The sequence below is a fragment of the Actinomadura chibensis NBRC 106107 genome (assembly GCF_001552135.1).
In the GTDB taxonomy this organism is placed as follows: Bacteria; Actinomycetota; Actinomycetes; order Streptosporangiales; family Streptosporangiaceae; genus Spirillospora; species Spirillospora chibensis.
In genome coordinates this window covers 75,710-98,402 of the sequence record NZ_BCQP01000051.1, presented here as the reverse complement: position 1 = coordinate 98,402, position 22,693 = coordinate 75,710, and the positions used below count along the sequence as shown (strand labels likewise).

Below are 22,693 nucleotides of genomic sequence, written 5' to 3'. Positions count from 1 at the left end.
CTGACCGGGTCAGACGTCGATGGTGCGCGGGCGGGCGTCCGGGTTGTCGGCGAGCCAGGGCAGCGTGACGCTGTTGCGCTGCACGACCGGCTTGTACAGCTCGTGGTAGGTGCGGTGCAGGATGTCGATCTCGTTCGCCGAGACCGCGGACGTGCGCCAGCGCAGCACCCGGTAGGAGTCGGTCGCGTGGCCGGACAGCGCGACGATCGTGATCCCCTCGCCGGGCTGCCAGGTCGGCGACGCGAGCGTGATCGCGAACCCGGCGGCGACGAACCCGACCGTGCTGCCGATGTCCATGCCCGCGTAGCGGAAGCGGGGCGTGTACCCGGCGGCCTCGCAGGCGGCGCGGAGCATGGCGGTGCCGCCGTCGTCGCCGCCCTGCGGCGGGATCCACGTCTCCCCGGCGAGGTCGGTCAGCGAGACGCGGCTCCGGCGGGCGAGCGGGTGGGAGGAGGCGAGCGCTATCCCGCAGGGCTCGACCGTGATCACCCGCTCGGTCGTCCCCGGCGGGCACGGCGGCGCGTGGTGGTCGGCGACGCGTCCCATGAACACGACGTCTACCAGGTCGTTGGCGAGCAACTGCGTCAGCACCGCGCCCGAGTAGTCGAGGCTCGCCGTCACCCCGCGGTGCGGCAGTTCGGTCTCCAGGCTGCGCAGCCATTCGCCCAGCAGGATGTGCGGATGGGTGCCGAGCCGGATGCCGGACCGGGAGCCGCCGCCCGGCAGCGTCGCCAGCAGGTCGTCCATGTCGGCGAGGACGCCGCGCGCCCGCGCGAGGACGTGGCGTCCGAGCGGGGTCGGCGTGATGCCCGCCGCGCCGCGCACGAAGAGGGGCCCGCCGAACGCCTTCTCGATCCGCCGCAACTGGTTGCTCAGCGTCGGCTGGGACACGCCGAGGGTGGCCGCCGCGCGGGTGATGCTGCCCGTCTCGGCCAACTGGGTGAGCACCCGTAAATGCCGCAACTCAACTTGCATAGCCGGGAAGTTATGCCTGTTTGGGGGGAGCCGCAAGAGCGTTCCCGATGCCATTCTTCTCTGCGTCGGGCACCACGACGCACCACCCGGTGCGGGCTTCCGGACCTGGAGATCTCGTGCACCGCCTCCTCCGCGCCGGCTCGCACGGCGGACCGCTCCCGTCCGCGGTGGCCTCCGCGTCGACGTGCCCCGGGCCGTCCCGCCTCCCCGCGGGGCGGCCCGCCCGGCGGCAGGCGCGCCGCGGGGACGCTCTCGTCCGGGACGGCTCTCCCGTGGGTCCCGGACGAGAGGAGGCCCGGCCTTCCTCGGCGGGGGAGGCTGCCGGGCCCGCGCCGGTGCCGCACCGGCCGTGCCCCAGGCCGCCGGTGCGGTGCCGGCCCACTCCGGCCCCCGGCTCCCTCGCGGCGGCACCCCCGCCGGACTAGCCCGGCGGCAGCGCCACGCTCGCCTCCGCCGTGTGCACCATGAACGTGAGCGACTCCTGGAAGTAGAGCTGGACGCGCTCGGCGTCATGCGCGAGGTAGCCGATCGACAGGTCCTGGCCGAGGCGCAGTTCGAAGTCGCCGCCGCGGGTGGACACGAGGAGCGCGCCGTCCAGCGCGGGCGCCCAGATGATCCGCCCTTCCGGGACGAGCCGGACGAGGTGGTCCCACACCGGGTACCCGTGGTCGGTGCTCTCCGCGACCGCCGTGTACGAGGCGGCCGACAGCAGCAGGTCGTACGGCCCGCCGACGCCCTGCTCGCGCAGCGCCGTGCCCGCCCGCGCCACCGCCGCGGGCAGGTCGCGGACGTCGGCGGGCAGCGGCAGCGGGCTGTTGGAGCTGCTCGGCGCGAGCCCGGCGATGCCCGCGTCCGCCCAGCCGTGCAGGGCCGCGCGGTCCTCGGCGAACGCGATCTTCTTCGCGGCGTCCTTGACCGGCTGCCAGTCGGCGTCCTTCGCGCCGCGCTCGACCGAGTCCACGGCGCGCCGCTCCACCGAGAACGGCACCCGCAGCTCGATCAGGTGCTGCGCCTCCCGCCGGGACGCCAGCACCCCGTCGGCGGGCGGGTCCAGCGGGCGGACGTGCCCGGTGCCGACGGCGGCGAGCGTCGGACCGTCCGGTCCGGTCACGTCCACGACCCGGCGTCCCGCGACATAGCTCGTGAAGGTGCGCCGCGCCTCCGCCTCAAGGTCGGCCCACGCCGCGTCCGAGATCGGGGCCAGCTCGCGGTGGAGATTGTTCATGGTGCGGTGCTCCTGTTCAGGCTGCCGATGTGAAGGGAGTCGTCGCCGACCGGTGGCGGGGCGGGCTCGGCCTCGGGCGCGGGCGCCGGGACGTCGGCGGCGAGCACGCCGCGCGCGGGCGGGTCGTCGAGGAAGTCCGCCGTGGGAACGAAGAAGAGGGAGCCGGTCACCGCCGTGGAGAAGTCGAGAATGCGGTCGTAATTGCCTGGAGGGTTGCCGATGAACATGTTGCGGAGCATCCGCTCGGTCACGTCGGGCGTGGCGGAATAGCCGATGAAATAGGTGCCGAACTCGGCCGAGCCGAACGTCCCGAACGGGCGGTTGTCGCGGACGATCTTCCGCTCCGTGCCGTCCGGGTCGACGATCGTGGTCTGCGCGACGTGCGAGTTCGTCGGCTTGACGGCGTCGGGCATCTCGATGTCGGACAGCTTCGTCCGGCCGATGACGCGCTCCTGCTCCTCGACCGGCAGCGCGTCCCACGCCTTGAGGTCGTGCAGGTACTTCTGGACGATGACGTAGCTCCCGCCCGCGAACCCCGGGTCCTCGTCGCCGACGCACACCGCCGCCTCGGCCGCCGCGCCGTCCGGGTTCTCGGTGCCGTCGACGAAGCCGAGCAGGTCGCGCTCGTCGAAGTACTTGAAGCCGTGGACCTCGTCGGCCACGTCGGCCCAGCCGTCCAGCCGCTCCATCAGCCGGGCGGCCAGCTCGAAGCACAGGTCCATCCGGCAGGCCCGCAGGTGGAACAGCAGGTCGCCGGGGGTGGACACGGCGGTGTGCGTCGCGCCGGCCAGTTCCCGGAACGGATGCAGCCCGGCGGGGCGGGGACCGTCGAACATCCGGTCCCAGAGCCCGGAGCCGATCCCGGTCACGCAGCTCAGCTCGCCGTCCGGGACGCGGAAGCCGACCGAGCGGGTCAGCCCCGCGATGTCGGCGAACAGCTCCCGGACGGCCTCCTCCGCGCCCGCCCGCACCGTCACGACGAGGAAGATCGCCGCCTGCGCGGGCGGCATCAGCACCCGCTGCGACTCGCCGCGTCCCGCCACCGGTCACCTCCGTCCCCCGCGTCCCGCTGGACGCCCCCAGGGGAGATGCCCCGTCGGAGATCGTCCGCAACATGATCGCGGAAAACCGTGCGGCGGCACTGGGGCAAAACGGCGGGGTCAGGACGGTGGAGGCTCGTCCAGCCGGGCGACGAGGGCGCGCAGGGCCGCTATCTCCAGGTCGAGTTCCTTGGCCCCCGCACCGGTCAGCGTCACCCAGGTGCGCGGGCGCCGCCCGTGGTAGCCCTTGTGGATCTCGATGTAACCGGCCTCCTCCAAGGTGCGCAGGTGGCGGGACAGGTTCCCGTCGCTGAGCGACAGCGCGTCGCGGAGATAGCCGAACTCCGCCCGGTCCACCTCGCGGAGGACGGCGAGGATGCCGAGCCTGCTCCGGTGGTGGACGGTGTCGTTCAGCCCCTGCGTCGGATGGGGAGCGCCCTCGCTCATGCCCTGGAAGCCTTTCGCCTGCGTGCGGCCGTGCGTAGTTGCAGTATGGCGGCCCCGGCGAGCAGCACCGACGTGAGGATCAGCAGGTTGTAGCCGGGGGCCATGAGCTGGTCGATCGAACCGCCCTGCGGCGGGATGATCCAGGACGGCTGCTCGCCGAGCGGATACATGCTCATCGTCGCCGCCAGCACCCCGTACAGGACGGCGACGACGCCGGTGCCCCAACTGCGTTCGACCCACGCCAGCCCGAGCAGGCCGAGGGCGATGGCGAGCAGCGGGCTGAGGGCCATCATCGGCGGATGGTCCACCAGGTTCCCGTGGTACTCGTCGGGACCGTCCTCCCGGAGGACGAGCAGGAGCACCATGAGGCCCATCAGCCCGGCGCCCGCGTACAGCCAGGGCCGCCAGCGCAGCGCCAGGCCGATGTTCTCGGCGCGCCGCCGGTACCACAGCGCGCAGCCCGCGTAGCACAGCGGCGCCACGACCAGCCAGAACAGGATCGACAGGGCGGCGGACCAGTCGGCCCAGTAGAGCCCGGCGTAGCCGCTGACCGGGCCGGGGTCGACCGCGAAGCCCCCGCCCGCGTCCCCCCGGACGAAGAACGGGTCGCGGTTGAAGTCGAGCGTCCCGCCCTCCGGCGGCATGTGGAAGAACGGGTGCCGGTAGAGCAGCGCCGAGGCGAGGGTGAGCGCGGCGAACACGACGAGCGGGACCGCCGCGCCGTGGACCCGCGCCCGGGTGAGCCGCCGCAGCCGTCCGATCTCGTCGAGCACGGCGGCAGGGGATTCCTGCATGTCTTCTCCGATTCTCTTGGCTATGGAGATTACTTTGCGGTTGCGAGTACTCTCCTGTCAAGAGTCCGGGTGAGCGCCGCGCCCGGGCATGCGAAACCCCCGCAGTCAGGGGCCTGCGGGGGTTCGCGTGCGGAAGGGGGGCGCCGGTCAGCCGAGGGCGATGGCGTTCAGGTACCAGCTCGTGTGGGGGAGCCACTGCTCGCCCCAGCGCCAGTCGTCGTCCTTGCCGGTCTTGGCGTAGCCCTCGTCCCAGGCGATGCCGCTGCCGTCCACGTTCTTGCCGGTGATGCCGTTGACGATCCCGCCCGCCGTCTGGAGGAACTGCCACGACCCGAGCCAGAGGTACTGCGGATTGTTGCGCCCGGAGCCGTCCAGCATGCAGACGTCGTAGGGGTTGACGCCGAGGATCCAGTTGAGCTGGTCCGCCGCGTACGAGCGCAGCTTCGCGGCGAACGCGCGGTCGGCGGAGAACTGCCGCGCGGCGAGGCGGGCCGCGGTCGCGAGCGAGGCGATGCGCGCGTTCTCGCCCTGCCACCACTGGTCCTTCGTCCGCGGGGTCACGTTGTGCGGGAAGAAGAACCGGCTGGCCCGGGTGCCGGTCGCGTCCTGGACGAGCTGCCGCGCGTACCCGAACGGGTTGCGGACCTCGGCGGTGACCGCCAGCTCGAACGTCATCGACCGGCGCACCGCGTCGAGCGCCCGCTGCTTGGCGCTCCCGTCCGCGATGCCCGCGTAGGTGAGCAGCGCGACGACCGGGAGCCCGGCGTCGGACGGGTGGAAGTACGGGCGGTCCGCGTCGTCCGCCCGCCAGTAGTCGCGGTAGCCGCGCCAGGAGACGAGCCGGGCGGAGAGGTTCGCGGCGCGCTTGTCGGCGGCCTTCCTGTAGGTGTCGTCCCCGGTCGCGCGATACAGTTCGACGGCCGCGAGGAGGGCGTTGTAGTCGTCCTGGATATTCTCTTTTCCGTCGTTGGTGAGGCGGACGTTGTTGGCGTCGAGATAGGCGAACGCGTCCTTGGCGGCCGCCAGGTAGTCCGAGCTCTCGTAGTCGCCGGAGACGTCCTGCGTGCTCGCGATGGCGAGCGCGGCGATCGCGACGCCGCCGCCCTCGCGGAAGTTGACCTGCGCGGTGCCGAGGGTGCGCTTGACCGGGTCCTTCGGCGGTCCCGGCTGGCCCACCGAACTGTAGAAGGACTGGCCGGGGACGTGGACGCGGCGGATGTAGTCCGCGCCGAAGAGGCCCTCGTCCTGGAGCCAGGTGCGCAGTTGGGTGAAGTTGTCGTTCTTGCGGGCGGTCAGTTCGCGATGGGAGATCAGCAGCGACCACGCGGTCAACGGAATCTGCAGCGTGTTGAAATAGGAGAGCGCCGACAATTGCGTGAAATGTTTGCCGAAATCGCCGGTCGCGTCGTACCATCCGCCGTGCGCGTCGAAGGTCTTGCCGGTGTTGCCGAGCGGCAGATGGTGGTCGAACTTGTCGTACTGGCCCGAACACCGCCAGCCCTTGAAGTGGCGGACGACGTGCGCGAGCGTGTAGCGCTCAAGCACGGTCGCCTCGATCTTGAACTGCGCCGACCGGGCCGAGCCCACCGCCAGGTAGTAGTCGCCGGGCCGGTCCACCCGCGAGAAGTCGGCCGTCCAGTAGGCGGTGTCGTCCCAGTCGGCGACGTTGCCCGCGTGCTGGAGCCTGCCGCTGTGGACGGTCTGCCCGGTGACGGCGTCCACCAGCCGGAACCGTCCGGGCGACCGGCGCCCGGTCACCACGGCGCGCTTCGGGGCGGCGGGGTCGTACCCGACGTTGTTGGCGAAGACCCGCGTCGTCGCGTCGCCGTGCTCCGGCGGCGCCGCGGCCTCCGCGGGGGCCCCGACGACCGAGGCCGCCGTGTACCCGGCGCCGACCGCCGCCGCGCCGATCAGGAACCGCCGCCGCCCGCTCCCCGCGCCGGTCTCGTGCTCCGCGCCCGTCTTCGGCGCCGCGCCCGCTTCGGTCCCGCTGCCGTTCGAGTGCCGTGTGCGCATGCCTCGCACCATCCTTGTGCCGTTGGGAACCCCGATGCGTCCGACCTTCAGGTGTAATTTGGTTAAGAACGTTGCAATATTCTGTGATCTCGGGGCGAAGGTCAAGAGGGGGACGACCAGATGATCGACGGCGGCGGCGGACCGGCCCTGCTCCGGCGCATCAACGAGAGCACGGTGCTGGCCCGGCTGCACCGGGCCGGGCCGCTGCGGCTGGGCGACCTGAGCGACCGGACGGAGCTGTCCCGGCAGACGATCGCGCAGGTCGTCGCGTCACTCGTGGCCGACGGCCTGGTCGAGTACGTCGAGGACGACCAGTCGGGGCGGCGCTCCCCCGGCCGTCCGGCGCGGCTCGTCCGGCTGCGCCCGGACGCGGCGCACGTCGTCGGCATCGACATCGGCCCGCACCGCACCCTCGCCGTCGTCGCCGACCTCACCGGCCGCATCGTCGCCGAGGACCGCGGCGACAGCAGCCGCCTGCACAGCAGCGACGAGATGCTCGCCCACGTCCGCGCGCAGGTGCGCGAGACGCTCGCGCGCGGCGGCGTCGACCCGGGAACGGTCCGCGCGGTCGCGGTCGGCACGCCCGGCATCGTCGAGGCCGAGCACGGCGTCGTCGTCAAGGCGCCCGACATGCCCGGCTGGACGTCGATCGACCTCGCCGACCGGCTCCGTCCGGCGTTCGGCTGCCCGGTCATGGTGGAGAACGACGTGAACCTCGCCGTCCTCGCCGAGCGCTGGCGCGGCGGGGGCCCCGACGCGGGGATCGTCGTCGCCGTGCAGTGGGGCGGCCGGGTCGGCGCCGGGATCCTCGTCGGCGACCGGCTGCTGCGCGGCGCGCACGGCGCGGCGGGCGAGGTCGGCTTCCTGCCCGGCGCGCAGGGCCCGCCGATCGGCGCGGCGACCCTCGGCCCGTTCGAGCGCCGGGTCGGCACGACCGCGATCGCGGAACTCGCCAACGACGACGCCACCCCCGACGACCCGGCCAGCGCGACGCTGACCGCCGCCCGCGCGGGCGACCCCACCGCGCTGCGGGTCATCGACACGGTCGCCGCCCGGTTCGTGGAGGGGCTGGCGCCGCTGATCCTGATCCTCGACCCGGACCTCGTCGTCATCGGCGGGGGCGTCGTCCGCGCCGGGCCGCCGCTGCTGGAGGCCATCGAACGGCACCTGGGCGGGCGGACGCTCGTCCGTCCGACGCTGGCGCTGTCGACGCTGGGCGATCACGCGGTGGCGCTCGGCGCCGCCCGCCTCGCCCTGGACGAGGTCGAGCGGCAGCTCTTCACCGTCCGCTAGAGGCCGGTCGCGGTCCGGACGAGCCCGGCGAGCGCGAGCGACCGGCTGTGCGGCGGCCACGCGATCACCGTCGTGACCCGCGGCGCGTCCACGACGGGAACGACGGCGAGGTCGTCGCGCAGCAGCGGGCGGACCGAGTCGGGCAGCACGGCCGAGGCCCGTCCGAGCGCGATGAGCTGGAGCAGCTGCGCGTGATCCCGGACGGCCGGGCCCGGCCCCTCCGGATACGTGCCGTCGGGACAGGGCCAGCGCGGCATCGGCAGGCCGGGCAGGTCGGCGACGTCCGCCATCCGCACCCGCGCCTCGACGGTGAGCGGATGCCCGGCGGGCAGGACGGCGACCTGCCCCTCCGTGGCCAGCTCCTCGGTGTCGAACCCGGCCGTCGAGTCGTACGGGCGGTGCAGCAGCGCGACGTCGGCCCGCCCGTCCCGCAGCAGCCGCTCCTGCTCGCCGGGCCCGCACAACTGCACGTCCACGGTGACCGCGCCGGGCTCGGCGGCATAGGCGTCGAGCAGCTTCGCCAGCAGCTCGCTGGACGCCCCCGCCTTCGTGACCAGCACCAGGCTCGGCCGCCCGGCGGCGGCGCGCCGGGTGCGGCGGGCGGCGGCGTCGACCGCGTCCAGCGCCGCCAGCCCCTCGCGGAGCAGGACGGCCCCGGCCTCGGTCAGCACGACGCCGCGGCTCGTCCGCTCCAGCAGCGTCACCCCGAGCCGCCGCTCAAGCTGCCCGATCGCCCGCGACAGCGGCGGCTGCGCGATCCCGAGCCGCCGCGCCGCCCGCCCGAAGTGCAGCTCCTCGGCAACAGCCACGAAATACCGCAACTCCCGCGTCTCCACCCCGCCCACGGTACCCGCCGGGCGGGACGGCGGAGGGTGTGACGTGGGGTGATACCTGGGGGGTATCAGGGAGGACCTAGACGGTGTTGGAGGTTCGGCGGGGGTGCGCGGCAGGGTCGAGACATGAGTGGAGAGAAGATCGCGCTGGTCACCGGCGCGAACAAGGGGATCGGGTTCGAGATCGCGGCCGGGCTCGGTGGGCTCGGGTGGAGTGTCGGGGTCGGTGCGCGGGACGAGGGCAAGCGGGAGCTTGCCGTAGGGAAGTTGCGGGCGGACGGGGTGGACGCCTTCGGGGTCCCCCTCGACGTCACCGACGACGCGAGCGTGGAGGCCGCCGCGAGGTTGGTCGAGGAGCGGGGCGGGCGGCTCGACGTGCTCGTCAACAACGCGGGTGTGACCGGCGGCATGCCGCAGGAGCCGACCACCGTCGACCTCGCGGCTGTCCGGACGGCTGTCGAGACGAACGTGATCGGGGTCATCCGGGTCACGAACGCGATGCTGCCGCTGCTGCGCCGGTCGGCGTCGCCGCGGATCGTGAACATGTCCAGCGGCGTCGGGTCGCTGGCGCGGCAGAGCGAGCAGGGCGCCGCGCCCGACGTCACGGGGCCGTTGTCGGCCGCCTATTCGCCGTCCAAGACCTTCCTGAACGCCGTCACCGTCCAGTACGCCAAGGAACTGCGCGACACGAACGTCCTGATCAACCTGGGGTGCCCGGGATTCTGCGCGACGGACCTCAACGGGTTCCGCGGCGTCCGCACCGCGCGGCAGGGCGCCCAGATCGCGATCCGGCTCGCGACGCTCCCGGACGGCGGCCCCACCGGCGGGTTCTTCGAGGACGCCGGGGTCGTCCCTTGGTGACCGGCGGAATTCCGGGATAACGTCCGGCATGAGCGAAGACGACGGCACCGAAATGGTCCGGCGCGGATACGACGTCCTTTCACGCCATTATCGGGACGACGACGCGGGCGACGACCAATACGCGCCCTGGCTGGCCTCCCTCAAGGACCGGATTCCCGCGAACGGGCCGGTGCTCGACCTCGGGTGCGGGTGCGGCGTGCCGGTGGCCCGGTCGCTCGCCGCGGCCGGGCACCGCGTCACCGGCGTGGACATCAGCGAGGTGCAGATCGAACGCGCCCGCCGGCTGGTGCCCGCCGCGACGTTCCGGCGCGCGGACGCGACGCGGGTCGGCTTCCCGCCGGACTCGTTCGATGCCGTCGTCTGCCTCTACGCCCTCATCCACATGCCGCTGGAGGAGCAGCCCCGGCTCCTCCAGCGGATCGCCGGATGGCTGCGTCCCTCCGGCTGGCTGCTCGCCACCACGGGCTGGGACGCCTGGACCGGCACCGAGGACGGCTGGCTCGGCGGACCGGCCGCGATGTGGTGGAGCCAGGCGGACGCCGACACCTACGACGCCTGGCTCCGGGACGCGGGCCTCGACGTCGTCTCGCGGGAGTTCGTCCCGGAGGGCGACGGCGGGCACGCGCTGTTCTGGGCGCGGCGTCCGGCCTGACGGCGGCTCAGCGGGCCAGTTCGCCGGGCGCGAGCGCCGGGCCGTGGTCGAAGGTGTGGCGCGGTCCGGGCAGGCCGCTCGGCCCGCCGCGCGAGCGCGCCGCGGACCGCCGTTCGCCGAGCACGCCCGCGACCTGGTCGCGCAGGTCGGGCAGCAGCGCGTAGAGGGCGTCGCCGGGGCAGGACGTCTGGTTGTAGTCGCGATGCCCGACGATCGCCTCGTGCGGGCCGAGGCCGTAGGCGTCGCACAGCCACGCGCACGTCTGGACGAGTTTCGCCCACAGCGCGTCGGTGGGCGCCTCCGTCATGTAGGTGCCCTCGTTCTCGATGCCGATCGTGTGGTCGTTCTGGCCGAAGGTGTGCGCCCCGACCACGTGCCGCCGGGCGCGGACGGCCTCCAGGGTGCGGTTGCGTCCCTCCATGAGGTGGCCGCCCCGGCTGATGGTGAACTGCTGCCCCGAGTCGGCCCACCCGTTGGTGTCCATGTGGAAGTTCTGGATCGACCGGGACAGGGCGAACGCCTGCTCCAGCGAAGGGTCGACGGTGTTCGCCGACGCGGTGTGGTGGACGACGATGTGGTCGGGGGCGCGGTCGAGCACGGTCGCCGCGACCTTGGGCGGGCGCGCCTCCCAGTCGGCGCGCGGGTACGCGCGGGGCGCGGCCTGCGCCGACGCGGCGCCGCGCGGGCCGGACAGCGGGCCGAGCAGCGCCCCGCCGACCACGGCGGCGGTCCCCCCGATCAGGCCCCTGCGAGTGAGCCGAACCTCTCCCGGCATGGCGGTTCCTTCCAGACGACGAGATGATCAGGCCGGGGGTTGATCACGAAGATAACCGAGGGCGGCCCGCCGGGAAAGCGCGCCCCCGTCCAACCCGTTCGAGGCACGGCCGCCGGGGTCAGGCCGTCCAGGACGCTTCGCGGGCGCGGACGAGGGCGGTCAGCGTGGCGTTGACCGGGGCGTCGCGTCCGGCCTTCGCCGCCTCGCGCGGGACCGCGCCGTTGATGAACGCGATCTCGCTGACCCGTCCGGCCTCGTGGTCGAGCAGCGCGGACGGCTTCGCGGCGGGCATCCGGGCGCCGAAGTCGCGGACGAACTCGATGGGGTCCGTGACGGAGATGCCGACGCCGCGGGCGCGCGCCACCTGCCACGCCTCCTCGGCGGCGGCGCGGCTGACCGGGCCGAGGTGCTCGTCGTCCATGACCTCGCCGACCGTCAGGCCGGTGAGCGCGCACGGGGCGCTGTAGGCGACGTTGCAGATCAGCTTCTCCCACTGCATCGCCGCGATGTCGGACACCGCCTCGGCGTCGAACCCGCCGAGCCGCCAGGCGCGGGCGACCCGCTCGACCTCGGACGGGCCGAGCGTCGCGTACCCGCCGAACCGCATCGCGCGCATCGCGTTGTGGTGGACCTCCCCCGCCCGCCGCACGGACGCGCCGAAGCCGCTCGCGACACCGACGGCGAGCCGGTCCGCGCCGAGTTCGGCGGCGGCGACGTCGGCGGAGCCGAGCCCGTTCTGGATCGTGAGGACGACCGTGCCCGGCCCGAGCAGCGGACGGGCCTGCGCCGTGGCGGACGCGACGTCCGCCGCCTTCACCGCGAGGACGACGAGGTCCACCCGCTCGCTCGGCGGCTCGGTGTACGCGCGCACCGGGACGCGCAGTTCGCCGTCCGGCCCGGCCACCAGCAGGCCGTTCGCGGCGATGGCCGCCATGTGGTCGGCCCACCGGTCGACGACGAGGACGTCGTGCCCCGCCGAGGCGAGGCGCCCGGCGTAGACCGAGCCCATCGCGCCGCAGCCGACGACGGCGATCTTCATGGTCTCCATCGGTTCCGGAGCCTCCATCAGCTCACCAGCTTCGCGATCTGCTCCGCCAGGCCCGGTTTCGCTTCGAGGCCGAAGCCGGGGTCGTCGGCGGGGTGGATCCGGCCGTCCGCGAGGCGGCAGCCGGGGGCGTAGCCGCCGAACGGCTGGAACACCCCCGGATAGGCCTCGCAGCCGCCGAGCCCGAGCCCGGTGACGATGTGCAGGTTGATCATGTGCCCGCCGTGCGGGAACGCCGCGCCGCGGTCGATGCCGCGCTCCTCCATCAGCGCGATCATTCGCGCGTATTCGGTCAGGCCGTAGCTGAGGCCCGCGTCCATTTGGAAGACGTCCCGGTCGGCGCGGACGCCGCCGAAGTTCAGCAGGTTCTTCACGTCCTGGACGGAGAAGAGGTTCTCACCCGTCGCGATCGGGCCGGGATAGGCCTCCGTGAGGCGCCGGTTGAGGTCGAAGTCGAGCGGGTCCGTCGCCTCCTCGTACCAGCGGAGGCCGTAGCCGGACATCGCCTTCGCGTAGTCGAGCGCCTGCGTCCAGTCGAACCGTCCGTTCGCGTCGACGGCGATCGCGCCGCCGTCGCCCATCACCGCGATCGCGGCCTCGATCCGGCGGAGGTCCTCGTCGAGCGGCGCGCCGCCGATCTTGATCTTCGCGACCGGGTATCCGTCGTCCTGGTAGCCGCGCAGTTCGGCCTTCAACTCCGCGATCCCCCCGCCCGGACGGTAGTAGCCGCCCGCCGCGTAGACGGGGGCGCCGGTCAGACCGGGCGCGCGGCCGTGCGCCTTGGCGATCACGGCGTGGGCGGGCTCTTCCGCGTGCTTGGCGAGCAGGTCCCAGCAGGCGAGTTCGAGGGCGGCGGCCGCGGCGGCGCGGTCGCCGTGGCCGCCGGGCTTCTCGTCCTTCATGGCACGTTCCAGCACGCGGGCGGGATCGAGCAGCCCGGTGTCCGGCGCGAGGAGGGAGTCCGGGTCGGCGCCGAGGACGCGCGGGATCATCCGGTCGCGGAGGATGCCGCCCTGCGCGAACCGTCCGATGGAGTCGAACGCCACCCCGACGAGCGGACGGCCGTTCCGGCGCACGTCGCTGATCACCGCGACCAGCGAGACCGTGTGCCCGGCGAAACTGACGACGGAATTGGTGACGTTCCCCTCAAGCGGAACGGCCATTTCCCGGATGTCGACGATCTGCATTGTCCTCCTTAAACCCGCTCATACCGCGCCGGACGGCTCCCGGAGCCGACGTTTCAGCACCTTTCCGCTCGGCGTGCGGGGCAGCTCGCCGACGATGTCGACCCGGGTCGGGCACTTGTAGTGCGCGAGCCGCTCGCGGCAGAACGCGATCAGCTCGGGCCCGGCGGGCGCCGTCCCCGGCCGCGCGACGACCAGCGCGACGACCGTCTCGCCCCAGCGCTCGTGCGGGGCGCCGACGACGGCGACCTCCGCCACGTCCGGATGGTCGGCGAGGACGTTCTCGACCTCCACCGGGTACACGTTCTCGCCGCCGGTGATGATCATGTCGGTGACGCGGTCGGTGAGGAACAGGTAGCCGCCGTCGTCCAGGTGCCCGGCGTCGCCGGTGCGGAACCAGCCGTCCGCACCGAACGCGCGGGCGTCGTCGGCGTCGTCGCCGAGGTAGCCGGGGGTGAGCAGGGCGCTGCGCATCCAGACCTCGCCGGTCGTCCCGGCGGGCACGTCCGCGCCGGTCGCGGGGTCGCGGACGCTGATCTCGACGCCGTCGGCGGCGCGTCCGGCGGAGGCGAGCCGGGGCCCGCCGCGGCGGTGGTCGGCGGCGTCGAGGAACGTGATGGGCCCGCACGCCTCCGTCATGCCGTAGCTCTGGACGAGGTCGCAGCCGAGCGCCGCCGCCGCTTCCCTGATCACGGCGGGCGGCATCGGGGACCCGCCGTAGATGAGGGTCTTGAGGCTGCTCAGGTCGGCGTCGGCCACGGCCGGGCTCTGGACCAGCGTCTGGACGACCGCCGGGACGCTCAGCATGTGCGTGGCCCGGACGTCGGCGAGCACCCGCAGCACCCCTTCGGGCGACGCGTCGGTGAGGAACACCGACCGGGCGCCCCGGCCGAGGCAGTAGAAGAGCCAGCCCGTCCCGGAGACGTGGAAGAGCGGGGTGGGGACGCACACCACCGACCCCGGGCCCACCTCCCACGGCGCGGACGACGCCAGATTCGCCGCGATATTTCCGTTGGTCAGTCGCACGCCCTTCGGGCGGCCCGACGTCCCGGACGTGTAGACGAGAAGGGCCGTGGCGCCGGGGTCGGCAGGACGCGACTCGAAAGTGGTGGGACGCCCGCTGAGCCAGGAGTCGTATTCGCCGACGAAATCCAGGTCGCCATTCAGCACGACGACCTTTTCCTCGGATTCCCTTTCCCGCCCCAGGGAAGGGAGAAAGGCGGCGTCGCTCACCACCACCGAGGGCCGCGCGTGTTCGAGGACGCGCGCCAGTTCGGCGGGCGCGAGCCGCCAATTGAGCGGGACGGCCGGAACGCCGCGCCTGCTCGCGCCGACCATCGTCTCGGCCCACACGGCCGAGTCGCGGCCGAGATAGGCCACCGGCCCGGCGGCGGCGCCGAGCGCGTCCGCGACCTGCGCGGACCGGTCCGCCAGCGCGCCGAAGTCGAGCCGCCTGCCGCCCGCGTTGCCGGTCGCCGGACGGCCCGGCGCGACCCGCGCCCAGTGGTCGGCCATGTCCGCCAATGAGCCGGTGAAACCGCGGTCTCCCATGAAAACGCCTCCGGTCACAAAGTCTGATGTGGATATCACGGCCGTCAGCGGAAGTCGAGCCGTGCCAGCCCGCGTTCGGCGATCGCGCGGACCTCGCCGGCGAGGTCGCCGAACTCCTGGCCCGCCATCGCGCCCGCCTCCGCGCGGGCGGCGACGCCCTGGGTGATGACGGCGCATTTGAAATGCGCGAGCGCCTCGTAGAAGGCGAGGTCGGCCAATTCGACGTCCGCCTGGCTGGCATAGCGGGCGGCGATCTCGGCCCGGCCCGGGAAACCCGGAAGCGCGGTGACGGCCGGGGTCAGTCGCAATCCGGGTTCGCCGGGTTCCTGCCAATAGAAGAGCAGCAGGGCGAGATCGGTCAGCGGGTCGCCGAGCGTGGACATCTCCCAGTCGAGAACGGCGCGGACCCGTCCCGGGTCGTCCGCGTCCATCATGCAGTTGTCGAGCCGGAAGTCCCCGTGGACGATCGACGCGCGCCCCGATTCCGGAATCATTTCCGAGAGGCGGCGCCCCAGTTCCTCGACCGGGGCGACGGGCCCGTTCCGGGACCGCCGCCATTGGTCGTTCCAGCGGCGGACCTGCCTGGCGACGAAGCCGTCCGGCCTGCCGTAGCCGTCCAGTCCGACCGCCTGCGGGTCGACCCGGTGAAGGGCGGCCAGCACGTCTACCAGCGCGAACGCCAGCTTCGCCCGCTCGTCGGGCCCGTCGGCGTACCCGCCGGGCAGTTCGTCGCGGATGACGCGGCCCTCGACGCGCTCCATCACGTAGAAGGGCGCGCCGATGATCGAACCGTCATCGCTCAGCACGACCCGCGGCACCGGGACCGCGGACGGCGCGAGCGCCCGCTGCACCCGCGCCTCCCGTCCCATGTCGTGCGCGCTCGGCAGCAGTTCCCCGGACGGCGGGCGCCGCAATACGAGTTCGCCCGCGGAACTGCTCAGCGAGAACGTCAGGTTCGATTTCCCGCCCGCCACCAGGGTCGCGGTCAACGCGGTCCAGCCGGCGTCGCCGGTGGCGTCCGCCAAGGCCGGGCCGAGCCGATCCGGGCGCACGAGCGCGTCCCATCCGGCGTCCCGCTCGATCGTCACGACGAACCTCCCATCGCCCCATCCGCGTGATCGTCGTTCACGACCCGAAATCCCAGCCGTCGCCGCGCTGGAACTCGCGGAGCAGCCGCCGCGCGACGTTGACGACGTGGACCTCGTCCGGGCCGTCGTAGATCCGCCCGGCGCGGGCCGCGCGGTACATCCGGCTCAGCGGGGTGTCGTCGGTCAGCCCGGCCGCGCCGTGCACCTGGACGGCCCGGTCGATGACGTCGTGCAGCATCCGCGCCCCGACCACCTTGATCGCGCCGATCTCGACCCGCGCGTCCCCGCCCCGGTCGATCCTGCTCGCCGCGTCCAGGGTGAGGAGGCGGCAGGACTGGATCTGCGCCCAGCTCTCGAACACGTGCCGCTGCATCAACTGCCGCTCGCCGAGCGGCGCGCCGCGCAGCGTCCGGGTGTTCAGCCGCTCGCACATCAGCTCGAACGCCCGCTGCGCCTGGCCGAGCCAGCGCATGCAGTGGAAGATGCGCCCCGGCCCGAGCCGCTCCTGCGCGATCGCGAACCCGGCGCCGCGCTCGCCGAGCAGGTACCCGGCGGGGACGCGGACGTCGTCGAAGGCCAGCTCGTAGTGCCCGCTCGCGATGCCGAGCACGGGCGTCTCGCGGACGATCCGGTACCCGGGCGTGTCGGTCGGGACGACGATCAGCGAGAACGCGCGGTGCGGCGGCGCGTCGTCCGGCTCCGTCCGGCACAGGACGGTGGTGAAGGCCGCGTCCCCGGCCCCGGTGATGAACCATTTCCGGCCGTTCAGCACCCATTCCCCGCCGTCCAGCCGGGCGGACGTCGTGAGCCGCGTCGGGTCGGACGAGGCGACGTCCGGCTCGGTCATCGCGAAGCTCGGCCACACCTTTCCCTGGACGAGCGGGCCGAGGAACCGGTCGCGGCATTCGCCGGTCGCGTGGCGGCTCAGCATCAGCGAGTCCTGGAGCGTCCAGGTGCCGAGCGCGTACTGCCCGAAATCGGAGCGGCCCTGGATCTCGTTGACGTAGACGTAGTCGAGGAACGGCATTCCGCCGCCGCCGATCTCCGCCGGATGCCCGAGCGCCCACAGCCCTTCCCGCTTGGCCTGGGACTGCAGTTCCGAGAGCAGTTCGCGGGAGTCGTCGCTCCGGAAATCGAGCGCGTGCTCGACGGGTTCGACGCGCTCGGTCAGGAACCGGTGCACGGCCTTCCGCACCGGCACCACGTGCTCGGGGACCGAGAACGCACTCGTTGGCGGCGTCATTTCACCATCGACTTGTGCTGGCTGTGGTCGACGTCGTCCAGGGTGGCGGTGAGCAGGCGGTGCGCCTCCGCCGGGTCGGCCTCGAAGCCGGGCGTGTCGACGCACAGCTCGACCATGATGCCGTTCGGGTCGATGTAGTAAAGGGAGTGCAGGTAGTCGTGGTCCACTTCCATGTAGGGCTTCACTCCGGCGTCCTGCATCCGCGCCCGCACTTCGTCCACCTTTCCGGTGGTGACGTTGAAGGCGATGTGGTTCACCCAGCGGGGCAGTTTGTTGCCGGTGGAGATCTCCGAACTCCAGCCCTCCCGCTCCCCCGCCTCGTGGAGGTCGAAGAAGGCGATGCAACTGCCGTCGCCGGTGTCGTGGAAGGTGTGGCGGAAGAACCCGCCGCTGGGCCCCGCCGCGACCTCGGTGTGGACGAGCGGAAAGCCCATCAGGTCTTCGTAGAAACGCGTGGTCGCCTCAAGGTCGCGGCAAGCGTAGGCGACGTGGTGGATTCCGGGAGCGGGCACGGGCGTACCTCCATGTCGAAAATGGGCCGGGCGCGGTTCAGCGGCGGCCGGTGAAAACTGGGTCTCGTCGTTCGGTGAAGGCGCGCAGTCCTTCGTGGAAATCGGACGTGCCGTGCAGCAGCGCCTGGTCGCTCGCCTCCTGGCGCAGCACGGCGTCCAGGTCCCGGGGTCCGGCGGCGAGCACCGCCTTGGTGAAGCCCACCGCCAGCGGCGGCTGCGCGGCCAGCCTGCGGGCCACGTCCATGGCGATCTCCAACGCCTCGCCGGGCGCCGACCGGTAGTCGGCGAGGCCGATGTCGGCGGCCTCGGTTCCGCGCACGGGCTCGTCCAGCAGGAGCATCCGGCGGGCCATGCCGTGCCCGACCCGCTGCGGCAGGGACCAGAGCAGCCCCAGGTCGGCCATCAGGCCGAGGCGCGGGAAGGCGCAGCGGAGCGTCGCGTCCTCGGCGGCGACCACCAGGTCGCAGGCCAGCGCGAGGGACAGCCCCGCCCCGACCGCGTGCCCCTCCACCGCCGCGACCGCCGGTTTCGGGCCCGCCGCGAGGGTGCGGACCGTCCGGTGGAGCGCGACCAGGTTGGCGTGGGTTCCGGCGACGGTCGCGCCTTGCAGGACGGCGACGTCGACCCCGGCGCAGAACGTCCCGGCCGAGCCGGTGAGGACGAACGCGCGGACGCCCGGGTCGGCGATCCCCTCCTCCAGCCGGTCCTGCAACGCGGCCATGGATTCGAGGGTGAACGCGTTCCGCTTCTCCGGACGGTCGAACGTGAGGATCCGGACGGCGCCCGCGTCCTCGGCGAGTACGCCCGTCATACCGCCGTCCAGCCGCCGTCGACGGAGAGCGTGCTGCCGGTGACGTAGCTGGACGCGTCCGACAGCAGGTAGACGAGCGCGCCGTCCAGTTCGTCGGCGCGCCCGCCCCGCCCCATCGGAATGGTGCGGCGGATATAGGCGCGGCCCTCGTCGGTGGAGAACAGCTCCTGGCTCATCTCCGACTCGAAATAGCCGGGCGCGATGGCGTTCACGCGCACGCCCGTCCGCGCCCATTGCGAGGCCAGCTCGCGGGTGAGGTTGACGGCCCCGGCCTTGCTGGCGCAATAGCCCGCGTGCGGGATGCGCTTCGAGCCGACCAGTCCGAGCGCGGACGCGATGTTGACGATGCTGCCCCCGCCCTGCTCGACCATCGCCAGCCCGGCGTAGCGAGCGCAGGTGTAAAGGCCGACGAGATTGACGTCCAGGAGGCGGCGGAAATCCTCGGTCGTCTCCTCGGCGACGGTTTTCACATGGGTCGTTCCGGCGTTGTTGACGAGGGCGTCCAGGCGGCCGGTCCATTCCCGGGCGCGGGCGACGAGGGCGCGCACGTCGTCCTCGACCGTCACGTCGGCCGTCACCGGCAGGACGCGGTCCCCGCCCAGCTCGCGCGCCAGTTCTTCGAGCTCCGCGGTGCGCCGCGCGGCGGCGACCACGCGGGCGCCGCGCCCGGCCAGGCACCGGACGAACCGCCTCCCCAGCCCGGACGAGGCGCCGGTCACGACCACCCCGCGCCCGGTGAGATCGAACAGATCGGGCTCCGCCACACGACTCTCCGTTTCGTGATTCACGCGCTGTCCGCCTGAGCGCCGCTGCCGAGATAGGCGGCGAGGACGTCGGGATTGGCGCCGATCTCGGCGGGCGTCCCCACGGCGACGAGGCGTCCGAAGTCGAGCACGGCGATCCGGTCGCAGATGTCCATGACCACGCCCATGTTGTGCTCGATCAGCACCACCGTGAGACCGAGCCGCTCATTGGCGTCGAGAATGGCGGACACCATCGACTCGACCTCGTCGTGCGTCATTCCGGCGACGGGCTCGTCCAGCAGGAGGACGTCGGGTTCGGCGGCCAGGGCCCGGCACAGTTCGACCTGGCGCTGCGTCCCGCCCGGAAGCTCGCCCACCCGCGTGTCGCGGAGCGCGCCGAGGCCGAACATCTCCAGCACCTCTTCGGCCTTCGCCCGGCTCTCGCGCTCCTCGCGCGCCGCCCACCCGTACCAGAGCATGCCGCGCAGCACGCCCACGCGCTGCTTGCCGATCCGCCCGAGCAGGACGCTGTCGAGCACGGTCATGGTGGGGAAGGACTCGACGTTCTGGAACGTCCGGCCGATGCCGAGCGCGTTGACGCGGTCCGGCCGCGCGCCGCGGATCTCCCGGCCGCGGTGCCGGATCGACCCCTGCTGCGGCCGGTAGACCCCCGACACGCAGTTGAACAGGGACGACTTGCCCGCGCCGTTCGGCCCGATGATGCCGAACACCTCCCCCTCGCGGACGTCGAGCGAGACGCCGTCGAGGGACCTGACCCCGCTGAAGTTCAGGGTGACGTCCGCGAGTTCGAGGACCGTGGTGGCGGTCATCGGCCCGTCCTCTCCGCCGTCCGCCGGGCGCGGCGGCCGCTCATGTCCTGGCCGCCCAGGTAGTAGTGGGCGACGCGCTCGTCCCCGGCCAGGTCGGCGGCCGGGCCGCCGAACATGACGCGCCCGCCCTCCAGCACGTAGCCGTACTCGGCGATCCGGAACGCCAGCAGCGCGTTCTGCTCGACCAGCAGGACGGTGGTGCCCTTCGCGTTGATGGCCTGGACGACCCCGCTGATCTCCTCCACGATGCGGGGCGCGAGGCCGAGGCTCGGCTCGTCCAGGACGAGCAGGCGCGGCTGCGTCATCAGCGCCCGCCCGATCGCGAGCATCTGCTGCTCGCCGCCGGACAGGAACCCGGCCCGCTGCCCGAGCCGCCGCCGCAGCACGCCGAACAGGTCGAGGATCTCCTCGAACGTCGCGTGCCGCCGCGGGTCGTCGCGGCGCAGCGTGTGCGCGCCGGTCAGCAGGTTCTCCCGGACGGTGAGGTTCGGGAACACCTGGCGCCCTTCGAGCACCTGCGCGAGCCCGCGCCGGACGACGGCGGACGCGTCCGCGCCCGTGATGGCGTCGCCGTCCAGCACGACCCGGCCCTTGTGGATCACGCCCTGGTGGGATCTGAGCAGGCCGGACACCGCGCGCAGCAGCGACGTCTTCCCGGCGCCGTTCGGCCCGACCAGCGCGACGATCTGCCCGGCGGGCACCGTCAGCGACACGTCCGCCAGGACGACGCCGCCCGTCCGGTAGCCCACCGTGAGCCCCTCGACGGCGAGGCTCGCCGCCACCGAAGCCTCCTTCTCAGGCATGTGACCGCCCCTTCCGGCGCGCCGCCGCGACGACCCGCTCGGAGATCCCGGCGAGTCCGCGCGGCTCGAAGACCAGCACGGCGACGATGGCGAGCCCGTACAGGCAGTTCGCGAGGACGTCCACCGACACCCCGCCGCCCGCCGACGGCGTCGTGCTGATCCCCGGCACGACCTTCGCGATGAGCGTCACGACCTGCGGGATCGCGGTCACGAACACCGCGCCCGCGATCGCCCCGCGCAGCGAACCGACCCCGCCGATGACGATCATGGCGAGGTACTCGACCGACAGCATCAGGTCCCACTGGTCGGGGACCGCGTACGTCTGGTACGAGACGAGCAGCGCCCCGGCGATCCCCGCGTACCCGGCCGCGACCGCGAAGGCCGCGCTCTTCATCCGCGCGACCGGGACGCCGACGACGCCCGCGGTGAGGTCCCGGTCGCGGATCGCCGCGAAGCCGCGGCCGGGCCGCGTCCGGGCGAGGTTGCGGGCCGCGACCGCCGCCACCGCGAGGACGGCGCAGGCCAGGTAGAAGAACTGCTGGTCGCCGGTCAGCATGAACGGGCCCGCGATCACGTCGTCCAGCAGGTCGTGGCCGAACAGGACGACCGGCTGCGCGGCGCGTCCCTTCGTGCCGCCGGTGACGCCGTCCCAGAGGTCCCACAGGTACTCGGCGACGAACAGGACCGCCAGCGTGACGACCGCGAGGTACAGCCCGCGCAGCCGCGCCGCGAACGGGACGACGAGCAGCCCCACCGCCGCGCTGACGAGGCCCGCCGCGGGCAGCCACAGCCAGATCGGCAGGCCCTTGTCGGCGCCCAGCCAGATCGCGGTGTAGCCGCCCGCCGCGACGAACGCCGAGTGCCCGAGCGACACCTGCCCGGCGAGCCCGGTGAGGACGTGCAGCCCGAGCGCGGCGATCGCGGACACCGCCGCGAACACGGCGATGGCCTGCCACTGCGGCGTGCTGACCAGCGGGACGGCCAGCAGCGCGACGATCACGACGACGTGCGCGGCGCGGGACGTCCACCCGGACCCGGCCGGGCCCTTGGCGGCGACGACGCCCTCGCCCGGAGGCGCGTTCACGATCGACGCCATCAGATCCGCTCCGCCTCGTGGTGCCCGAACAGCCCGGACGGCCGCAGCGTCAGGACCAGCAGCATCGCCACGTACGGCAGGACGACGTGCACGCCCCCGTACTCGGCGAGGTAGCCGGAGCCGAGCACGAGCAGCAGCCCGACGCTCATCCCGCCGACGACCGCGCCCGCCAGCGAGCCGAACCCGCCGATGACGAGCGCGGGCAGCGCGCCGAGCGCGGTGTCGACCATGTCCGGGGAGACGCGGCGCGGGAACGCGCCGAGGAACACCCCGGCGGCGACCGCCAGCACCCCGGCGATCCCCCACGAGATCGTCTGGACCCAGCGCATGTTGATGCCCTGCGCGAGCGCCGCCTCGTGGTGGTCGGCGGCGGCGCGCAGCGCGAGGCCGTACCGGGTCTTCTGGAAGAACAGCCAGAGCACGGCCAGCAGGACGAGCGACACGGTGATGATCCACACGCCCGTCCAGGGGAGGGCGACGCCGCCGACGCGCAGGACGCCGCGTCCCATCGGCCCCTCGGTGGACCCGCGCGGGTTGACGCCCCACGCCATCGCGACCACCGCCTGGCCCATCACCGACAGGCCGAGCGTCGCCATGATCACGACGTAGAGGGAGCGTCCGGCGAGCCGCCGCAGGATGACCTTCTCGCACACGATCGCGAGCGCGGCCATGCACACGAGCGCGACCAGGACGCCCCAGCCGAACCCGTGCGGGACGAGCGCCGCCACGATGTACGCGCTGATCATCACGAACACCGGGTGCGCGAAGTTGAACACGCCGGAGCTCTTGAACACCATGACGAAGCCCAGGCCGATCAGCGCGTAGACGCACCCGAGGGCCATGCCCTGGAAGGTGAGCTGGAGGAAGTTGTCCATG

General features: G+C 73.0%; 23 protein-coding genes. 3 read left to right on the top strand and 20 right to left on the bottom strand.

Features of this window, described 5'->3' with window-relative positions:
- Nucleotides 1-9 precede the first annotated feature (9 nt).
- The 6 genes from ACH01S_RS28750 to ACH01S_RS28725 form a co-directional block, all read right to left on the bottom strand.
- Nucleotides 10-975, bottom strand: a complete 966-nt coding sequence (locus tag ACH01S_RS28750) for a LysR family transcriptional regulator (protein ID WP_187414051.1) — start codon at nucleotides 973-975, stop codon at nucleotides 10-12.
- 421 nt (nucleotides 976-1,396) lie between these two features.
- Nucleotides 1,397-2,200 carry a family 1 encapsulin nanocompartment shell protein gene (locus ACH01S_RS28745; protein WP_067898340.1) on the bottom strand — a complete coding sequence of 268 codons (804 nt, stop codon included), beginning with the start codon at nucleotides 2,198-2,200 and terminating at the stop codon, nucleotides 1,397-1,399.
- Complete coding sequence (locus ACH01S_RS28740) at nucleotides 2,197-3,243, bottom strand: Dyp-type peroxidase (RefSeq protein WP_246236713.1); 1,047 nt, start codon at nucleotides 3,241-3,243, stop codon at nucleotides 2,197-2,199. Before ACH01S_RS28740 ends, ACH01S_RS28745 begins: the two co-directional genes overlap by 4 nt.
- Nucleotides 3,244-3,360: 117 nt before the next feature.
- Nucleotides 3,361-3,687: a winged helix-turn-helix domain-containing protein gene (locus ACH01S_RS28735; RefSeq protein ID WP_067898336.1), complete on the bottom strand. Its 327-nt coding sequence runs from the start codon at nucleotides 3,685-3,687 to the stop codon at nucleotides 3,361-3,363.
- Nucleotides 3,684-4,481, bottom strand: a complete 798-nt coding sequence (locus ACH01S_RS28730; protein WP_148344389.1) for a hypothetical protein — start codon at nucleotides 4,479-4,481, stop codon at nucleotides 3,684-3,686. The genes ACH01S_RS28735 and ACH01S_RS28730 overlap by 4 nt, the downstream gene beginning before the upstream one ends.
- 147 nt (nucleotides 4,482-4,628) lie before the next feature.
- Nucleotides 4,629-6,497 (bottom strand): glycoside hydrolase family 9 protein, encoded by a 1,869-nt coding sequence (locus ACH01S_RS28725; RefSeq protein WP_083981246.1) that lies wholly within the window; start codon nucleotides 6,495-6,497, stop codon nucleotides 4,629-4,631.
- Between the two features lie 120 nt (nucleotides 6,498-6,617).
- On the opposite strand from ACH01S_RS28725, the gene ACH01S_RS28720 reads away from it, so the two are divergent.
- Nucleotides 6,618-7,790 (top strand): ROK family transcriptional regulator, encoded by a 1,173-nt coding sequence (locus ACH01S_RS28720; protein ID WP_067898330.1) that lies wholly within the window; start codon nucleotides 6,618-6,620, stop codon nucleotides 7,788-7,790.
- Here the strand turns inward: ACH01S_RS28720 and ACH01S_RS28715 are convergent.
- On the bottom strand, nucleotides 7,787-8,626 hold the full coding sequence (locus ACH01S_RS28715) for a LysR family transcriptional regulator (RefSeq protein ID WP_067898327.1): 840 nt from the start codon (nucleotides 8,624-8,626) through the stop codon (nucleotides 7,787-7,789). The genes ACH01S_RS28720 and ACH01S_RS28715 overlap by 4 nt on opposite strands.
- A 123-nt stretch (nucleotides 8,627-8,749) precedes the next feature.
- Here ACH01S_RS28715 and ACH01S_RS28710 point away from each other — a divergent pair, with 123 nt between their 5' ends.
- Entirely contained in the window at nucleotides 8,750-9,484 is a 735-nt protein-coding gene (locus ACH01S_RS28710) for an SDR family oxidoreductase (protein ID WP_067898324.1), read from the top strand.
- 28 nt (nucleotides 9,485-9,512) lie between these two features.
- Complete coding sequence (locus ACH01S_RS28705; RefSeq protein ID WP_067898320.1) at nucleotides 9,513-10,136, top strand: class I SAM-dependent methyltransferase; 624 nt, start codon at nucleotides 9,513-9,515, stop codon at nucleotides 10,134-10,136.
- A 7-nt stretch (nucleotides 10,137-10,143) separates the two neighbouring features.
- Here the strand turns inward: ACH01S_RS28705 and ACH01S_RS28700 are convergent, their stop codons facing one another.
- The 13 genes from ACH01S_RS28700 to ACH01S_RS28640 all read right to left on the bottom strand — a co-directional run bounded on the left by ACH01S_RS28700 (nucleotide 10,144) and on the right by ACH01S_RS28640 (nucleotide 22,692).
- Entirely contained in the window at nucleotides 10,144-10,911 is a 768-nt protein-coding gene (locus tag ACH01S_RS28700; RefSeq protein WP_067898317.1) for a peptidoglycan recognition protein family protein, read from the bottom strand.
- 118 nt (nucleotides 10,912-11,029) lie between these two features.
- A complete protein-coding gene (locus ACH01S_RS28695) occupies nucleotides 11,030-11,977 on the bottom strand; it encodes a ketopantoate reductase family protein (RefSeq protein ID WP_218010432.1) in 948 nt (315 codons plus the stop codon).
- Entirely contained in the window at nucleotides 11,977-13,143 is a 1,167-nt protein-coding gene (locus ACH01S_RS28690) for an enolase C-terminal domain-like protein (protein WP_067898314.1), read from the bottom strand. The genes ACH01S_RS28695 and ACH01S_RS28690 overlap by 1 nt, the downstream gene beginning before the upstream one ends.
- 18 nt (nucleotides 13,144-13,161) lie before the next feature.
- Nucleotides 13,162-14,691, bottom strand: coding sequence for an AMP-binding protein (locus ACH01S_RS28685; protein ID WP_067898311.1), 1,530 nt, complete (start codon nucleotides 14,689-14,691; stop codon nucleotides 13,162-13,164).
- A gap of 44 nt (nucleotides 14,692-14,735) precedes the next feature.
- Nucleotides 14,736-15,779, bottom strand: coding sequence for a phosphotransferase family protein (locus ACH01S_RS28680; protein WP_067898308.1), 1,044 nt, complete (start codon nucleotides 15,777-15,779; stop codon nucleotides 14,736-14,738).
- A gap of 37 nt (nucleotides 15,780-15,816) precedes the next feature.
- Entirely contained in the window at nucleotides 15,817-17,022 is a 1,206-nt protein-coding gene (locus ACH01S_RS28675) for an acyl-CoA dehydrogenase family protein (protein WP_067898305.1), read from the bottom strand.
- Entirely contained in the window at nucleotides 17,019-17,534 is a 516-nt protein-coding gene (locus ACH01S_RS28670) for a VOC family protein (protein ID WP_169809371.1), read from the bottom strand. Before ACH01S_RS28670 ends, ACH01S_RS28675 begins: the two co-directional genes overlap by 4 nt.
- Nucleotides 17,535-17,571: 37 nt before the next feature.
- Complete coding sequence (locus tag ACH01S_RS28665) at nucleotides 17,572-18,345, bottom strand: enoyl-CoA hydratase/isomerase family protein (protein WP_067898303.1); 774 nt, start codon at nucleotides 18,343-18,345, stop codon at nucleotides 17,572-17,574.
- Nucleotides 18,342-19,109 carry an SDR family NAD(P)-dependent oxidoreductase gene (locus ACH01S_RS28660; protein WP_148344388.1) on the bottom strand — a complete coding sequence of 256 codons (768 nt, stop codon included), beginning with the start codon at nucleotides 19,107-19,109 and terminating at the stop codon, nucleotides 18,342-18,344. Before ACH01S_RS28660 ends, ACH01S_RS28665 begins: the two co-directional genes overlap by 4 nt.
- 20 nt (nucleotides 19,110-19,129) lie before the next feature.
- Nucleotides 19,130-19,918 (bottom strand): ABC transporter ATP-binding protein, encoded by a 789-nt coding sequence (locus ACH01S_RS28655; protein WP_067898297.1) that lies wholly within the window; start codon nucleotides 19,916-19,918, stop codon nucleotides 19,130-19,132.
- Nucleotides 19,915-20,721, bottom strand: a complete 807-nt coding sequence (locus tag ACH01S_RS28650; protein WP_067898294.1) for an ABC transporter ATP-binding protein — start codon at nucleotides 20,719-20,721, stop codon at nucleotides 19,915-19,917. Before ACH01S_RS28650 ends, ACH01S_RS28655 begins: the two co-directional genes overlap by 4 nt.
- Nucleotides 20,714-21,817, bottom strand: coding sequence for a branched-chain amino acid ABC transporter permease (locus tag ACH01S_RS28645; protein ID WP_083981244.1), 1,104 nt, complete (start codon nucleotides 21,815-21,817; stop codon nucleotides 20,714-20,716). Before ACH01S_RS28645 ends, ACH01S_RS28650 begins: the two co-directional genes overlap by 8 nt.
- Nucleotides 21,817-22,692 (bottom strand): branched-chain amino acid ABC transporter permease, encoded by an 876-nt coding sequence (locus ACH01S_RS28640; RefSeq protein WP_148344387.1) that lies wholly within the window; start codon nucleotides 22,690-22,692, stop codon nucleotides 21,817-21,819. The genes ACH01S_RS28645 and ACH01S_RS28640 overlap by 1 nt, the downstream gene beginning before the upstream one ends.
- Nucleotide 22,693: the final 1 nt, after the last annotated feature.

What these genes read in the sequence shown, in the direction of transcription:
- ACH01S_RS28750 (WP_187414051.1), bottom strand. Translation starts at nt 975, where the DNA reads ATGCAAGTTGAGTTGCGGCATTTACGGGTGCTCACCCAGTTGGCCGAG.
- ACH01S_RS28745 (WP_067898340.1), bottom strand. Translation starts at nt 2,200, where the DNA reads ATGAACAATCTCCACCGCGAGCTGGCCCCGATCTCGGACGCGGCGTGG.
- ACH01S_RS28735 (WP_067898336.1), bottom strand. Translation starts at nt 3,687, where the DNA reads ATGAGCGAGGGCGCTCCCCATCCGACGCAGGGGCTGAACGACACCGTC.
- ACH01S_RS28730 (WP_148344389.1), bottom strand. Translation starts at nt 4,481, where the DNA reads ATGCAGGAATCCCCTGCCGCCGTGCTCGACGAGATCGGACGGCTGCGG.
- ACH01S_RS28725 (WP_083981246.1), bottom strand. Translation starts at nt 6,497, where the DNA reads ATGCGCACACGGCACTCGAACGGCAGCGGGACCGAAGCGGGCGCGGCG.
- ACH01S_RS28720 (WP_067898330.1), top strand. Translation starts at nt 6,618, where the DNA reads ATGATCGACGGCGGCGGCGGACCGGCCCTGCTCCGGCGCATCAACGAG.
- ACH01S_RS28710 (WP_067898324.1), top strand. Translation starts at nt 8,750, where the DNA reads ATGAGTGGAGAGAAGATCGCGCTGGTCACCGGCGCGAACAAGGGGATC.
- ACH01S_RS28705 (WP_067898320.1), top strand. Translation starts at nt 9,513, where the DNA reads ATGAGCGAAGACGACGGCACCGAAATGGTCCGGCGCGGATACGACGTC.
- ACH01S_RS28700 (WP_067898317.1), bottom strand. Translation starts at nt 10,911, where the DNA reads ATGCCGGGAGAGGTTCGGCTCACTCGCAGGGGCCTGATCGGGGGGACC.
- ACH01S_RS28695 (WP_218010432.1), bottom strand. Translation starts at nt 11,977, where the DNA reads ATGGAGGCTCCGGAACCGATGGAGACCATGAAGATCGCCGTCGTCGGC.
- ACH01S_RS28690 (WP_067898314.1), bottom strand. Translation starts at nt 13,143, where the DNA reads ATGCAGATCGTCGACATCCGGGAAATGGCCGTTCCGCTTGAGGGGAAC.
- ACH01S_RS28685 (WP_067898311.1), bottom strand. Translation starts at nt 14,691, where the DNA reads ATGGGAGACCGCGGTTTCACCGGCTCATTGGCGGACATGGCCGACCAC.
- ACH01S_RS28675 (WP_067898305.1), bottom strand. Translation starts at nt 17,022, where the DNA reads ATGACGCCGCCAACGAGTGCGTTCTCGGTCCCCGAGCACGTGGTGCCG.
- ACH01S_RS28665 (WP_067898303.1), bottom strand. Translation starts at nt 18,345, where the DNA reads ATGACGGGCGTACTCGCCGAGGACGCGGGCGCCGTCCGGATCCTCACG.
- ACH01S_RS28655 (WP_067898297.1), bottom strand. Translation starts at nt 19,918, where the DNA reads ATGACCGCCACCACGGTCCTCGAACTCGCGGACGTCACCCTGAACTTC.
- ACH01S_RS28650 (WP_067898294.1), bottom strand. Translation starts at nt 20,721, where the DNA reads ATGCCTGAGAAGGAGGCTTCGGTGGCGGCGAGCCTCGCCGTCGAGGGG.
- ACH01S_RS28645 (WP_083981244.1), bottom strand. Translation starts at nt 21,817, where the DNA reads ATGGCGTCGATCGTGAACGCGCCTCCGGGCGAGGGCGTCGTCGCCGCC.
- ACH01S_RS28640 (WP_148344387.1), bottom strand. Translation starts at nt 22,692, where the DNA reads ATGGACAACTTCCTCCAGCTCACCTTCCAGGGCATGGCCCTCGGGTGC.